This window comes from Lederbergia sp. B243.17, from assembly GCF_057657925.1.
This window is the reverse complement of sequence record NZ_JBWBKF010000097.1, coordinates 145,417-158,429: the sequence shown is the minus strand read 5'-3', so window position 1 is coordinate 158,429 and position 13,013 is coordinate 145,417. Positions and strand designations below refer to the sequence as shown.

Annotated in this window: 13 protein-coding genes; 12 read left to right on the top strand and 1 reads right to left on the bottom strand. The window is 48.5% G+C overall.

Going from position 1 to position 13,013, the window contains the following annotated elements; translation table 11 throughout:
• Positions 1-109: 109 nt before the first annotated feature.
• Positions 110-649 carry a hypothetical protein gene (locus tag AC0TWI_RS20950; protein ID WP_488128283.1) on the top strand — a complete coding sequence of 180 codons (540 nt, stop codon included), beginning with the start codon at positions 110-112 and terminating at the stop codon, positions 647-649.
• A 16-nt stretch (positions 650-665) separates the two neighbouring features.
• Here AC0TWI_RS20950 and rnhC read toward each other — a convergent pair whose 3' ends face one another.
• A complete protein-coding gene (rnhC, locus tag AC0TWI_RS20945) occupies positions 666-1,592 on the bottom strand; it encodes a ribonuclease HIII (RefSeq protein WP_488128282.1) in 927 nt (308 codons plus the stop codon).
• 134 nt (positions 1,593-1,726) lie between these two features.
• Here rnhC and zapA point away from each other — a divergent pair, with 134 nt between their 5' ends.
• The 11 genes from zapA to trxA all read left to right on the top strand — a co-directional run bounded on the left by zapA (position 1,727) and on the right by trxA (position 12,979).
• The gene (zapA, locus tag AC0TWI_RS20940) at positions 1,727-1,987 is read left to right on the top strand and encodes a cell division protein ZapA (protein ID WP_488128281.1); all 261 of its coding nucleotides are present in this window, start codon (positions 1,727-1,729) and stop codon (positions 1,985-1,987) included.
• Positions 1,988-1,993: 6 nt separating this feature from the next.
• Positions 1,994-2,533, top strand: coding sequence for a CvpA family protein (locus AC0TWI_RS20935; RefSeq protein ID WP_488128280.1), 540 nt, complete (start codon positions 1,994-1,996; stop codon positions 2,531-2,533).
• 102 nt (positions 2,534-2,635) lie between these two features.
• The gene (gene polX, locus AC0TWI_RS20930) at positions 2,636-4,360 is read left to right on the top strand and encodes a DNA polymerase/3'-5' exonuclease PolX (protein ID WP_488128428.1); all 1,725 of its coding nucleotides are present in this window, start codon (positions 2,636-2,638) and stop codon (positions 4,358-4,360) included.
• Positions 4,361-4,383: 23 nt separating this feature from the next.
• Complete coding sequence (locus AC0TWI_RS20925; protein WP_488128279.1) at positions 4,384-6,741, top strand: endonuclease MutS2; 2,358 nt, start codon at positions 4,384-4,386, stop codon at positions 6,739-6,741.
• Positions 6,742-6,777: 36 nt separating this feature from the next.
• Complete coding sequence (locus AC0TWI_RS20920) at positions 6,778-7,185, top strand: DUF350 domain-containing protein (RefSeq protein WP_488128278.1); 408 nt, start codon at positions 6,778-6,780, stop codon at positions 7,183-7,185.
• Between the two features lie 299 nt (positions 7,186-7,484).
• On the top strand, positions 7,485-9,179 hold the full coding sequence (locus AC0TWI_RS20915; RefSeq protein ID WP_488128277.1) for a long-chain-fatty-acid--CoA ligase: 1,695 nt from the start codon (positions 7,485-7,487) through the stop codon (positions 9,177-9,179).
• Between the two features lie 139 nt (positions 9,180-9,318).
• Entirely contained in the window at positions 9,319-9,909 is a 591-nt protein-coding gene (gene fadR / locus AC0TWI_RS20910) for a fatty acid metabolism transcriptional regulator FadR (RefSeq protein WP_488128276.1), read from the top strand.
• 19 nt (positions 9,910-9,928) lie between these two features.
• Positions 9,929-10,702: an enoyl-CoA hydratase gene (locus AC0TWI_RS20905; protein WP_488128275.1), complete on the top strand. Its 774-nt coding sequence runs from the start codon at positions 9,929-9,931 to the stop codon at positions 10,700-10,702.
• Positions 10,703-10,733: 31 nt separating this feature from the next.
• Positions 10,734-11,498 carry an electron transfer flavoprotein subunit beta/FixA family protein gene (locus AC0TWI_RS20900; protein WP_488128274.1) on the top strand — a complete coding sequence of 255 codons (765 nt, stop codon included), beginning with the start codon at positions 10,734-10,736 and terminating at the stop codon, positions 11,496-11,498.
• A 37-nt stretch (positions 11,499-11,535) separates the two neighbouring features.
• Positions 11,536-12,513, top strand: coding sequence for an electron transfer flavoprotein subunit alpha/FixB family protein (locus AC0TWI_RS20895; protein ID WP_488128273.1), 978 nt, complete (start codon positions 11,536-11,538; stop codon positions 12,511-12,513).
• 151 nt (positions 12,514-12,664) lie between these two features.
• Positions 12,665-12,979, top strand: coding sequence for a thioredoxin (gene trxA / locus AC0TWI_RS20890; RefSeq protein ID WP_488128272.1), 315 nt, complete (start codon positions 12,665-12,667; stop codon positions 12,977-12,979).
• Positions 12,980-13,013: the final 34 nt, after the last annotated feature.

Below are 13,013 nucleotides of genomic sequence, written 5' to 3'. Positions count from 1 at the left end.
CGTATCGAAAGAGGAGAATTTTTAATAGTCTTATTATCGAATCATTTTTGTAGTAAAATAGATACATAAGATTAATACTCTGGCAGTCAATCGGTATGGAGGTATTGTGTTGCGAAAAAACAGGTTAAAGTTATATGTCATCTTGTTCGTCATTGCCGTCGCAGCGATGGCTATCTATGCGAAAAAAGGTTCTGAGCAATTTTCAGAGGAAAAGGTGACATCCCATGTGAATAATATGCGGCTTGGCATCCAGGACATCTACAACAAGTTTCCGATTGATGATCTTGAGAAAACGAAGGAAATGCATGGACGCCAGCTTGAAAAAACAGCGGTGGCGACCGAACGGGTCTTTGGCAGCTATGTTGAATTGAAGGAAATGGGCAATATGTTCGGATATTATGAAGAGAAGGATACAGAGACGGAACGGATTCTCGTGCATGCGAACGAGCAAATCAGCGAACTATGGAGCGCTGGAAGTGACCAAAAGCTCACCGCGGAACAGCTTGAGGCATTCAAGGAATATTATCAATACCTATATGATCTTTACCAAGTGGATGTTTATGAAATGGATCTCACTGAAATCTTGGAGGGATTTGAGAAGGTCAGCGATAATCACAAGGGATTAAAGGATCTATCCTTTTTAAAGTAAAGCAAAGGGCGCGAAATCAGACTTTCGCGATGCCCTTTGCTTTATTTGTATTGGCGAAGTGGACTTTTGTGAATTCATTTAGTGCACCGATCCCTTTTTCCCTGATCAGGCGGGCAGCGGCATGGTCTACTTTGGCACCGGCGCCCTTCGGGATCGTGAATCCCGCTTTTTTGCCTAGTTCATCAAATGCTTTGATAAAGGCATACCGGGCGATAATCGATGCGGCCGCAACCGACAAGTGGATGCTTTCGGCTTTCGTGCTAAAAAACACATTCTCGCGGAGAATTGTTTTCTGGCCTTGCAGATGCCGGAAGTAGACAGGGGCTTCGGCAAACTGGTCGACAAGGACCGCATCCGGCTTCTCGGGGGCGATTTTTTCAAGCAGCTTGTTCAATGCCTGGTTATGCAGGATCGCGGTGATTTTTCCTTGTGTCATGCCGGATGACTGAAGCTGATTGTACTTCTCATTTGAGCAGCGGAGCAGGCTGTATGGCATGAACGTCAGCAGGTCCTTTGCGATTTTGACAATCTGCGGATCTTTCAGATCCTTAGAATCCTTCACGCCCAGCTCCCTTAAAAGCGGGAGGTCGCTCTTTCGTGCGTAGGCTGCAACGACGATCAGCGGGCCGAAATAATCACCCTTGCCGACTTCATCCGAGCCGGCCACCGACATTTCGGCGATTGTGTCCGGCATCGGACTCCCTGACGTTTTCTTCGCTTTAGACGGTGCTGAAGGGACGGCATTGCCCCAACGGCTGGCCTCCTGTTCATTGCCAGCTCCTTGGAACAATACTTTCCCTGAACGGTATGCCGTGATCGTGCAGCCGTTCGCTTTGGCGGTAAAAACAGCTCCGGGCGGCGTTTTTGCCGCGATGAAGGAGTGATAGTGCTCCTTCATTTTTTCGATTTCAGCGGCCGTCATTTTCAATACCGTATTTGCCATCTTGGTCATCCTCTCACATGTAACTGCGTCTTGCATCTCTCCCGGTCCGCATTTGGGTCCCACTTATGATTCCCATCCCATTTTTTTCGTGATATGATAGACTGTAGGATTTTAGTGAAACGGGGGCAAACGGTTTGACTGACGGAAAAAAGACTCGGGCGCAAGTCACCATTTATGGACAACAGTATACCATTTCCGGAACGGAGACGATAGAACATATGCGTCAGGTTGCGGCGATCGTTGATCAGAAAATGCGCGGCATCCGCTCTGTGAACCCGAATCTGAACGCTGAAAAACTCGCTGTGCTGACCGCTGTCAACACAGTTCACGAATACATGAAACTGCAGGAGCAGTGTGAGATGCTGAAACGTGAAATCGAACGGTTAAAGGACTGAAACGATATGTTGAGCCTGGTTTTAATGTTTTTATTGATCATGGGGTTTCTGATCGGACTGAGAAGGGGATTCATCCTTCAGCTGATCCATATGATCGGCTTTGTGATCTCATTCATCGTCGCTTATGTATATTATGATGATTTGGCGCCTAAATTGCGTCTATGGGTGCCGTATCCTTCAATGGAAGAAGGAAGTACGCTGAAGATGGTGCTGGACGGCATTTCGTTTGATGACGCTTTTTACCGCATCATCGCTTTCGCCATCATCTTTTTTGCCGTGCGGATCGTGCTAGGCATAATCGGCTCCGCATTGGATGTCGTCGCTTCTCTGCCTATTTTGAAGACAATCAATGTATGGGCGGGCGGACTGCTCGGGTTGATTGAAATCTACTTGTTTATTTTTATCTTACTCTATATTGCTGCCCTGCTGCCGATCGCACAGGTGCAGGACTCGATCGGCGGTTCGGCCCTTGCCAAGGCTATACTGGAAAACACGCCGGTGCTTTCCCGGCAAGTGCAAAGCTGGTGGTTAACGGCTATCCAATAACGTTTTTCTAATGAAGACTTCTCTTGATAGAGAAGTTTTTCTTTTCGCCGGCATGTTTGGTAAAATGGGGAGAGAATGCAGAAGGAACGGGCGGTGGGGAATTTGGTAGTCAATAAAAAAGAAGTAATTCGTTTATTGGAGCAAATTGCCATTTATATGGAGCTGAAGGGGGAAAATCCATTTAAGGTGGCAGCTTTCCGCAAGGCGGCGGGCGGACTCGAGGGGGACGACCGTAGTCTTGCGGAGATTAACAGCTTTACAGATATACCCGGCATCGGGAAAGGAACGGCATCTGTGATTGAAGAATTCATCCGGGAAGGCCATTCCTCGGCACTCGCCGAATTGCAGGAAGAGGTTCCGAAAGGGCTGATTCCGCTCCTCCAGCTCCCGGGGCTCGGCGGGAAGAAAATTGCCAGGCTCTATAAAGAACTTGGAATTGAAGATATAGAGTCCCTTCAGGATGCGTGCGAGTCAGGCCGTGTTTCTGCCTTGAAGGGTTTTGGCAAGAAGTCAGAAGAGAAGATACTTGAGGCGATCAGCCAGGTTGGAAAACAGCCAGAGCGCTTGCCAATTGCATATATGCTGCCGATTGCTGCACAAATTGAGCAGCAGCTTGATGCGATAGAAGAAATAAGGGCATATTCCCGGGCTGGCAGTCTGCGCCGGGTTCGTGAAACGATGAAGGATCTCGATTTCATCATTGCGGCTGAAGATCTGTCAACAGTCAAAGCGAAGCTGCTCTGCTTGGAAGGGTTCTCTGAAGCAACGAATAGCGGGGATACAAAAGTGACCCTCGTCATGGAAGGAAGATACCGGGTCTCTGTTGATTTCCGGATCGTGAAAGAAGCGGAATACGCAACGGCGCTCCATCATTTCACCGGATCAAAGGAACATAACGTACGGATGCGTCAGCTCGCGAAAGAGCGTGGCGAGAAAATTAGTGAATACGGCGTTGAAAATCAGGAAACCGGAGAGGTTAAGACGTTTAAGACGGAAACGGACTTTTTCCGCCATTTCGGCCTGCCTTTCATTCCTCCCGAAATCCGTGAAGATGGAAAAGAGGTCGAGGAGTATACAGGAGAGGAAGGACTTATTCTCCTTAAAGACATTAAAGGCGACATCCACATGCATACAACTTGGTCTGACGGCGCCTACTCGATCGAAGAGATGGTTGAGGCATGCAGGCGGAAAGGCTATCAATATATGGCGATCACCGACCACTCGCAATATTTGCGCGTGGCGGATGGACTGACTCCGGATCGCTTGAGAAAACAGGCAGACGAAATACGCGAGCTGAATGAGAAATATGATGATATTCTGATCCTCGCCGGCACGGAGATGGATATTCTACCGGATGGAAGCCTGGATTTCAGCGATGACGTACTGTCCGAGTTGGATATCGTCATTGCCTCCATCCACTCCAGCTTCCAGCAGCCGCGTGAGAAAATCATGGCACGCCTCCGCAATGCGGCTGAAAATCCACATGTCGACATTATTGCCCATCCTACGGGAAGACTGATTGGCAGACGGGACGGGTATGATGTTGATGTTGCAGCGCTCATCAAAATGGCGAAGGAGACGGATACCGCTCTCGAGCTGAATGCGAGTCCGGAGCGGCTCGACCTGTCGGCATTCTGGCTGAGAAAGGCGCAGGACGCTGGGGTCATGACGGTAATCAATACGGACGCGCATAATTATCAAAACCTCGAATATATGAAGTTGGGCGTTTCTGCTGCCCGCAAAGGATGGATTAAAAGGACATCGGTGCTGAATGCCATGGAACCGGATGGATTGCTGGCATTCTTGAACAGGAATAGACAGCCCTAGGAAAGGGGACGGAGGAAAACTCCATGAATAAAAAAATACTACGCACACTTGAATTTGACAAAATCATTGACGGACTCGAAGCGCATGCTTCATCTGCTCTCGGTCTTGAGAAAATCAGAAATCTCCAGCCTTCAGGTTCGTATGAAGAAGTGCTCCGCTGGCAAGAAGAGACGGATGAAGCGTCACATGTTCTCAGGCTGAAAGGCCATGCTCCTTTGAGCGGAATTCACAACATTAAGCAGCATGCACGCCGGGCACAAATCGGCGGAGTGCTGAATGCGCTGGAGCTTGTCCAGACCGCAAGCACAATTCACGCGGCAAGGATGATGAAGCGTTTTATCGAAGAGTTGCTTGAAAACGGCCTGGAGATCCCGGTTTTGGAGGAGAAGGCTGGAGAGATCGTCGTCCTCACTCCACTTGAGCATCAGATCAAAAACGCGGTCGATGAAGGCGGAGAGGTCCTCGATTCTGCCAGTGACGCTCTTAGAAGCATCCGCCAGCAGAAAAGACGGAATGAATCGCGAATCCGCGAGAAGCTTGAAGGGCTCACAAGAGGGAAAAACGCACAAAAAATGCTGTCCGATGCGATTATTACGATCCGGAATGACCGCTATGTTATTCCTGTAAAACAGGAATACCGCTCCCATTATGGAGGTATTGTGCATGACCAGTCAGCTTCCGGCCAGACGCTGTTTATCGAGCCGCAGTCTGTCGTTGACCTGAACAACGACCTGCGTGAATTGCAAATGCGCGAAAAGCAGGAAATCGACCGGATTTTAGCAGAGCTTTCCGCAGCCGTTGCGGAATATGCGCCGGAACTCCATCAGCTTGTCGACATTTTGGCCGAATTGGACTTTATGTTCGCAAAGGCCCGCTACGGCAAGGAAATGAAGGCGACAAAGCCTGAAATCAACAACGATGGGATCATCCGCTTGTATAAAGCGCGGCATCCGCTTCTGCCTGCCGATGAAGTGGTGGCGAATGACATTTTGCTTGGCGATGATTATACGACCATTGTTATCACCGGACCGAATACCGGAGGAAAGACGATTACGCTGAAAACAGCCGGTATCTGCACGTTGATGGCGCAGGCCGGGCTTCATATCCCTGCACTTGAAGGATCAGATGTAGCCGTATTTTCGCAAGTATTTGCGGACATTGGTGACGAACAGTCGATTGAGCAGTCGTTAAGTACTTTTTCTTCCCATATGGTCAACATCGTCGACATTTTGAAGAAGGTCGATCATGAAAGCCTCGTCCTTTTCGATGAGCTCGGCTCTGGAACTGATCCGCAGGAAGGCTCCGCATTGGCGATTTCGATTTTGGACGATGTTTATCAGCGGGGTGCCCGCGTCATTGCGACGACCCATTATCCCGAGCTGAAGGCCTATGGGTATAACCGCCCCGGCGTCATCAATGCGAGCGTGGAATTCAATGTCGAAACGCTGCGCCCGACATACAAGCTGCTTCTCGGCGTACCTGGCCGAAGCAACGCCTTTGAAATATCCCGCCGCCTCGGCTTGTCGGATTCAATCATCGGCCATGCCAAAGGGCTGATAGATACGGAAAGCAATGAAGTGGAGAACATGATCGCCTCGCTTGAACAAAGCCGGCGTGAAGCGGAAAAGAATTATGAAGAAGCGCGCCAGTACTTAAAGGACGCAGAAGACTTGCACCGCGATCTGCAAAAGAGAATGGCAGAGTTTTATACAAAGAAAGACGAGCTTTACGAGAAAGCCGAAGAAAAGGCTGCTGCCGTCATAGAAAAGGCAAAGGAAGAAGCCGAAGCGGTAATGACCGATCTTCGCCAGATGCGGCTTGAAAGCGGCGCCCATGTGAAGGAACATGAATTGATTGAAGCCCGACGCAGGCTGGATGAAGCGGCGCCGAAGCTTGAGAAAGGCAAAGCACAGAAGACCGCCGGAAAAGAAAAGCGGGTCTTCAAGCCAGGCGATGAAGTAAAAGTGACAACCTTTGGCCAAAAAGGCCACCTGATTGAAAAAACAGGGGACCATGAGTGGCAGGTCCAAATGGGCATTTTAAAAATGAAGGTTGACGAAAAGGATATGGAATTCATCAAGTCCGAGCAGAAAAAGGAGACAAAGCCGCTGGCTACTGTTAAGGGCCGTGACTACCATGTTGGGCTGGAGCTGGATTTGCGGGGAGAACGATACGAGGATGCACTCCACAAAGTGGAAAAATACATCGATGACGCTTTGCTGGCCAGCTATCCGCGTGTCTCCATTATTCACGGAAAAGGGACCGGCGCCCTTCGGACAGGTGTTACCGACTATTTGAAACATCATCGCTCTGTGAAACGTATAAGATTGGGAGAAGCCGGAGAAGGCGGCAGCGGCGTAACAATCGTCGAGTTCAAATGATGCCTTCCAACTTGGCAAACAGGGAGGATGATGAAAGTGAACGCATTTTGGGATAATACGCTTGTTCAGACTGCAGGCTATTACAGCGTGACGATTCTTTGCCTTGTCCTTTTTTTGTTCATCTTTGAACTGGTGACCAAATACAACAACTGGGAAGAAATCAAAAAGGGCAATATTGCCGTAGCGATGGCAACCGGCGGAAAAATCTTTGGTATCGCCAACGTTTTCCGTCATTCCATCCAGCATCATGACTCACTTCTTGTCATGATCGGCTGGGGAGTGTTCGGGTTTTTCCTGCTGCTGACGGGCTATTTCATTTTCGAATTTATGACGCCGAAATTCAAAATCGACGAGGAAATTGCTCAGAACAACCGGGCTGTCGGCTTTTTATCGATGGTTATTTCCATCGGCCTGTCCTATGTAATTGGCGCGAGCATTCATTAAGGAGAGCTAACAATGGAGAAACTTGCAAAAGTGCTGATGGTCGTTTGCGCGATTTTTTTCCTGCTGGGGATCATCTACCTTGTCAGAACATGACGCGCACGGCTGAGTTTAGTCAGCGGAAATTCCATCAAAGGGTGATGCGGGCAGGTGAAAAACTTGCTCTCCGCATCACCCTTTTTCTATGATTCCCTTACAGGGACTTTTCTCGTATGTATTCGTTGTAGAGACAAGAGAGTTATAATATAATAGGCAATAGTAGTTGAAATTTTCTAATTGCTTATTATATGAGGGGGGATTGTATGGAAAAGCGACCGTGGCTCAAGCTGTATCCGGAAGAAATTCCGACAACGCTTGAATACGAAAGGAAACCGGTCCAGTCTTACCTGACCGAAGCAGCTGAGAACTATCCCGACAAAAAGGCGATTCATTTTATGGGCAAGGAAATGACCTTTTCAGAGCTGTACGAAAGTTCGCTCAAGATGGCACAATACTTGAAGCGGATCGGAATCCAGAAAGGGGACCGGGTGGCGATCATGCTGCCAAACTGTCCGCAGTCGGTTATCAGCTATTACGGGGCACTTTATGCTGGTGCGATCGTTGTGCAGACAAATCCGCTCTACACAGAAAGGGAACTGGAGTACCAGATGAAGGATTCCGGGGCCAAGGTGATCATTTCACTGGATATCCTTTATCCGCGTGTCACGAAAGCGATTAAGGAGACGGATGTCGAACATGTAATTGTAACCGCTATCAAAGACTATCTGCCATTCCCGAAAAACGTCATCTATCCTTTCATTCAAAAGAGGGACACAGGCATTGTGGTCAATGTCAGACATGAGGGCAGCCAGCACTTGTTCATGACCATCATGAAGACGGAACATCCTGAACCGCTTGAAGTTCCCTTCGATTTCGACGAAGACATTGCCCTATTGCAATACACAGGCGGGACGACTGGTTACCCGAAGGGAGTTATGCTCACCCATAAAAATCTGATCGCCAATGCGACTGCATGCGATGCTTGGCTGTACAAAGCCAAAAAAGGAGAAGAGAAGATCCTCGCATTGCTGCCGTTTTTCCATGTGTATGGGATGACAACCGTTTTGATTCTCTCCATCATGCAGGGATATAAAATGATCCTGCTCCCTAAATTTGATGCGGAAACGACACTCAAAACGATCCATAAAGAGCGCCCGACTATATTTCCAGGAGCACCTACAATTTATATCGGCCTGCTGAACCATCCGAACCGGGAGAAATACGACCTTTCTTCAATCCAATCATGTATTAGCGGCTCAGCACCGCTTCCAGTGGAAGTCCAGCAGAACTTTGAAAAAGTGACCGGCGGCAAGCTCGTTGAAGGATATGGCCTCACGGAATCGTCACCTGTCACGCACTCCAATTTTGTCTGGGAAGAAAGACGGACGAAAGGAAGCATCGGTGTACCGTGGCCGGATACGGACAGCGCCATTCTATCGGAAATTGGAGAACCGCTTCCGCCTGGTGAAATCGGTGAAATCGCAGTGAAGGGCCCGCAAGTAATGCGCGGTTATTGGAACAGGCCGGAAGATACGGCTGCCACATTGGTGGACGGCTGGCTGAGGACCGGGGATATGGGCTATATGGATGAAGACGGGTATTTCTACGTAGTAGACCGGAAGAAGGACATGATCATTGCAGGAGGCTATAACATATACCCGCGTGAAATTGAGGAAGTCCTTTATGAGCACCCGGCTGTCCAAGAGCTTGTCGTTGCCGGAGTTCCGGATCCGTACCGAGGGGAGACAGTGAAAGCGTATATCGTCCTCAAGGAAGGGAAAGATGCAACGGAGAAGGAACTGAATGAGTATGCTAGAAAATACTTGGCAGCCTATAAAGTGCCGAGAATATATGAATTTCGTGATGAACTTCCGAAAACGGCCGTCGGAAAAATCCTCCGCCGCGCTCTTGTGGAAGAGGAAAGGGCAAAGCTGCAAGAAGATGAGAAGCTTGGATAAAAGGAAGCCTCTTAAGAGCCGTTTGCGGGCTCTATCTTTTTTGCTAAGTTTCACTCTTGACAAAAGTCAACCACTTATTTTAATATTGAATTATGAATGAATCATCATTCATTTTCAAAAGCATAGTAGGTGGAAAATAATGAAAAGAAACAAACCGAAATATAAACAGATCGTTGATGCCGCTGTGATTGTCATTGCAGAAAATGGCTATCACCAGGCGCAGGTGTCAAAGATCGCAAAACAAGCAGGCGTGGCCGACGGAACGATATACCTTTATTTCAAGAACAAAGAGGACATCCTCATTTCGGTATTCCGGGAAAAGATGGCTATCTTCGTTTCCAAAATAGAAGAGGTAATCGAAGGCAAGCAGTCTGCCGCCGAGAAACTGTTCATAATGGTGGAAAATCATTTTAAAATCCTGTCAGATGACCACCATCTGGCAATCGTTACCCAGCTGGAGCTGAGACAATCGAACGTCGACCTCCGCCATAAGATCAATGAGGTGCTGAAAGAGTATCTCCAGCTGATGGATAAGATTCTTCGCTATGGCATGGAGACGGGAGAGTTTGCCCAAGATTTGGACGTTCGTCTTGCCAGGCAGATGATTTTCGGCACGATGGATGAAACGGCTACATCTTGGGTAATAAATGAGCAGAAATACGATTTAGTCAAGCTTGCAAAGCCTGTCCACCAGATGCTTTTGTACGGCTGTGCCAAGAAGGAAGATTGATGAAGGAGGGGTTGGCTTCATGAACCATTTGAAGTTGGAAAGAGAGGGCCGTGTGGCGTTGATTCAAATCAACAGGCCGCCTGCAAATGCCCTTTCTTCCGGTCTCATCCGGGAGATGGATGAGATGCTGGACCAAATTGAGAATGATGCTGAAATCCGGGTGGCGCTTATTTACGGGGAAGGAAGATTTTTTTCCGCCGGTGCTGACATCAAGGAATTTACAACGGTTGAAAGTGAAAGCGATTTCTCTGAGCTTTCGTTCAATGGGCAGGATGTATTTGAAAGAATGGAAAACTTTCCGAAGCCGCTGATTGCTGCCATCCATGGCGCTGCATTGGGCGGAGGCCTGGAAATGGCAATGGGATGCCATATCCGGCTTGTAGCCGAGAATGCCAAACTCGGGCTGCCGGAACTGCAGCTCGGGCTGATTCCGGGATTTGCAGGGACACAGCGCCTGCCGCGGCTCGTCGGCACGGCGAAAGCTGCAGAAATGATGCTGACAAGTGATCCGATTACCGGCAGGGATGCAGTTCTTTGGGGGCTCGCCAATCAGGCCTATCCTGAAGAGGAGTTGTTTGACCGGGCGAAGGAGATGGCTGCGAAAATAGCCAAGAAAAGCCCTCTTACGACAAAGGCGGCAATCGAACTGCTCCGTTATTCAAAATCGGACAAATTTTATGAAGGTATGAAAGAAGAGGCAAGACTATTCGGGCAAGTATTCAATTCCGAAGACGGCAAAGAAGGCATCAGTGCTTTCATTGAAAAGCGCGAACCCGATTTTAAAGGCAACTAATGCAAGTTTCATATTTTAGGAGGTACGGATAATGAACATCTTCGTAATTATGAAAAGAACTTTCGATACGGAAGAGAAAATTTCAATCTCAGGCGGCCAAATACAAGAGGACGGCGCTGAATTCATCATCAATCCTTATGATGAGTACGCAATCGAGGAAGCGATCCGTGTCCGGGATGATCATGAAGGGGAAGTGACCGTCGTCACAGTGGGCGGCGAAGATGCGGAGAAACAACTGCGGACAGCTCTAGCAATGGGCGCGGATAAAGCTGTTTTGATCAACACGGAAGATGATCTGGATGATGCGGATGAATTTTCCGTTGCTGCGATTCTGGCAGAATATCTGAAAGACAAAGACGCAGACCTGATTCTTGGCGGTAATGTCGCAATTGATGGCGGATCCGGACAGGTTGGCCCCCGTGTCGCCTCCATCTTGGACATTCCATACGTGACAACGATTACCAAACTTGAAATCGACGGCAAAAATGTGACGTTGACAAGGGATGTTGAGGGCGATTCGGAAGTGATCGAGACAACCTTGCCGTTGCTCGTCACTGCTCAGCAAGGGTTGAACGACCCGCGCTATCCTTCATTGCCAGGGATTATGAAGGCGAAAAAGAAGCCTTTGGAAGAACTGGAGCTTGACGATCTGGATCTCGATGAGGACGATGTCGAAGCGAAAACAGAAACAGTAGAAATCTACCTGCCGCCGGCAAAAGAAGCTGGCAGAATTCTTGAAGGCGAATTACAGGATCAGGTTAAAGAATTGGCAAGCTTGCTGAATAAAGTTATATAAACACTTCGTGAGGATATAGAAACAGGAGGGTATCGCAATGGCAAAAAAAGTATTGGTACTTGGTGAAGCCAGAGACGGAGCGCTTAGAAATGTATCTTTCGAGGCGATTGCCGCAGGAAAAAAAATCGCGGACGGCGGCGAAGTGGCTGCTGTACTGATCGGCGAGGATGTTAAAGGTTTCGGAGAAGACATGATCAAGTACGGCGCAGACCGTGTAATCGTCGTTGAAGATGAGAAATTAAAGCATTATACGTCTGACGGCTTTTCTCAGGCATTCATGGCAGTCGTCGGTGAAGAAAATCCTGAGGGCATCGTTTTTGGTCATACCGCCCTTGGCAAGGACCTTTCCCCGAAAATCGCGAGCAAGCTCAATACTGGACTTGTTTCGGATGTGACAGCGATAGAAGAAGACGGAGCAGACCCGGTTTTCATCCGTCCAATTTACTCCGGAAAAGCATTTGAAAAGAAAATTATCAAGGATGGCATCACGTTTATTACCATTAGGCCGAACAATATTGATCCTTTGGAAAAAGACGATGCGAGAAGCGGCGACATCACCTCAGTATCATGCGAGATCACAGACCTGCGCTCGATCATCAAAGATGTCGTCCGCAAGGCGAGCGAAGGAGTCGACTTATCCGAAGCGAAAGTCATCATCGCTGGAGGCCGTGGAGTTAAAAGCGAAGAAGGCTTCGAGCCGCTGAAAGAGCTGGCTGACGTTCTCGGCGGAGCTGTCGGCGCATCCCGCGGGGCTTGTGACGCGGATTATTGCGACTACTCTCTCCAAATCGGGCAGACAGGAAAAGTCGTAACACCAGATCTATACATTGCGTGCGGCATCTCAGGAGCAATCCAGCATCTTGCCGGAATGTCCAACTCCAAAGTGATCGTTGCCATTAATAAGGATCCGGAAGCGAACATCTTCAACATCGCCGACTACGGCATCGTCGGAGACCTGTTTGATGTCGTTCCGCTTCTGACGGAAGAGTTCCGCAAAGTGAAAGCGGGAAGCTGACCAACATAAACTCCAACCGCCCGCCTGATGAGTGTAAAATCTCCGCAGGCGGGTATATTATCGTAGAGATAAGCAAATCATTAGGACTTAAAATATCCTGGTGATATACTTGCATTAGCGTTGAATTGTACTTTTAGGAGGTTAGATAAAAATGGCAATTTCACATGTAACAGACCAGAACTTCGCTTCTGAAACAAAAGAGGGCCTCGTATTGGCCGACTTCTGGGCAACATGGTGCGGACCTTGTAAAATGATCGCTCCTGTATTGGAAGAATTGGATTCAGAACTTGGAGATAAAGTAAAAATCGTCAAACTCGATGTAGACGAAAACCAAGAAACAGCAAGCCAATTCGGCGTAATGAGCATCCCGACACTCATCGTCTTCAAAAACGGCGAAGTCGTAGACAAAGCCATCGGCTTCCAACCAAAAGAAGCACTAGCAGAACTCCTGCACAAACATATGTAAGAATAAAAGCGGAGGGCGCCTGCTCATCGGCGCC

Bases quoted from the DNA above. Each gene is read 5' to 3' on its own strand.
- rnhC (WP_488128282.1), bottom strand. From the start codon at position 1,592: ATGGCAAATACGGTATTGAAAATGACGGCCGCTGAAATCGAAAAAATG.
- AC0TWI_RS20935 (WP_488128280.1), top strand. From the start codon at position 1,994: ATGTTGAGCCTGGTTTTAATGTTTTTATTGATCATGGGGTTTCTGATC.
- AC0TWI_RS20925 (WP_488128279.1), top strand. From the start codon at position 4,384: ATGAATAAAAAAATACTACGCACACTTGAATTTGACAAAATCATTGAC.
- AC0TWI_RS20915 (WP_488128277.1), top strand. From the start codon at position 7,485: ATGGAAAAGCGACCGTGGCTCAAGCTGTATCCGGAAGAAATTCCGACA.
- fadR (WP_488128276.1), top strand. From the start codon at position 9,319: ATGAAAAGAAACAAACCGAAATATAAACAGATCGTTGATGCCGCTGTG.
- AC0TWI_RS20905 (WP_488128275.1), top strand. From the start codon at position 9,929: ATGAACCATTTGAAGTTGGAAAGAGAGGGCCGTGTGGCGTTGATTCAA.
- AC0TWI_RS20900 (WP_488128274.1), top strand. From the start codon at position 10,734: ATGAACATCTTCGTAATTATGAAAAGAACTTTCGATACGGAAGAGAAA.
- AC0TWI_RS20895 (WP_488128273.1), top strand. From the start codon at position 11,536: ATGGCAAAAAAAGTATTGGTACTTGGTGAAGCCAGAGACGGAGCGCTT.
- trxA (WP_488128272.1), top strand. From the start codon at position 12,665: ATGGCAATTTCACATGTAACAGACCAGAACTTCGCTTCTGAAACAAAA.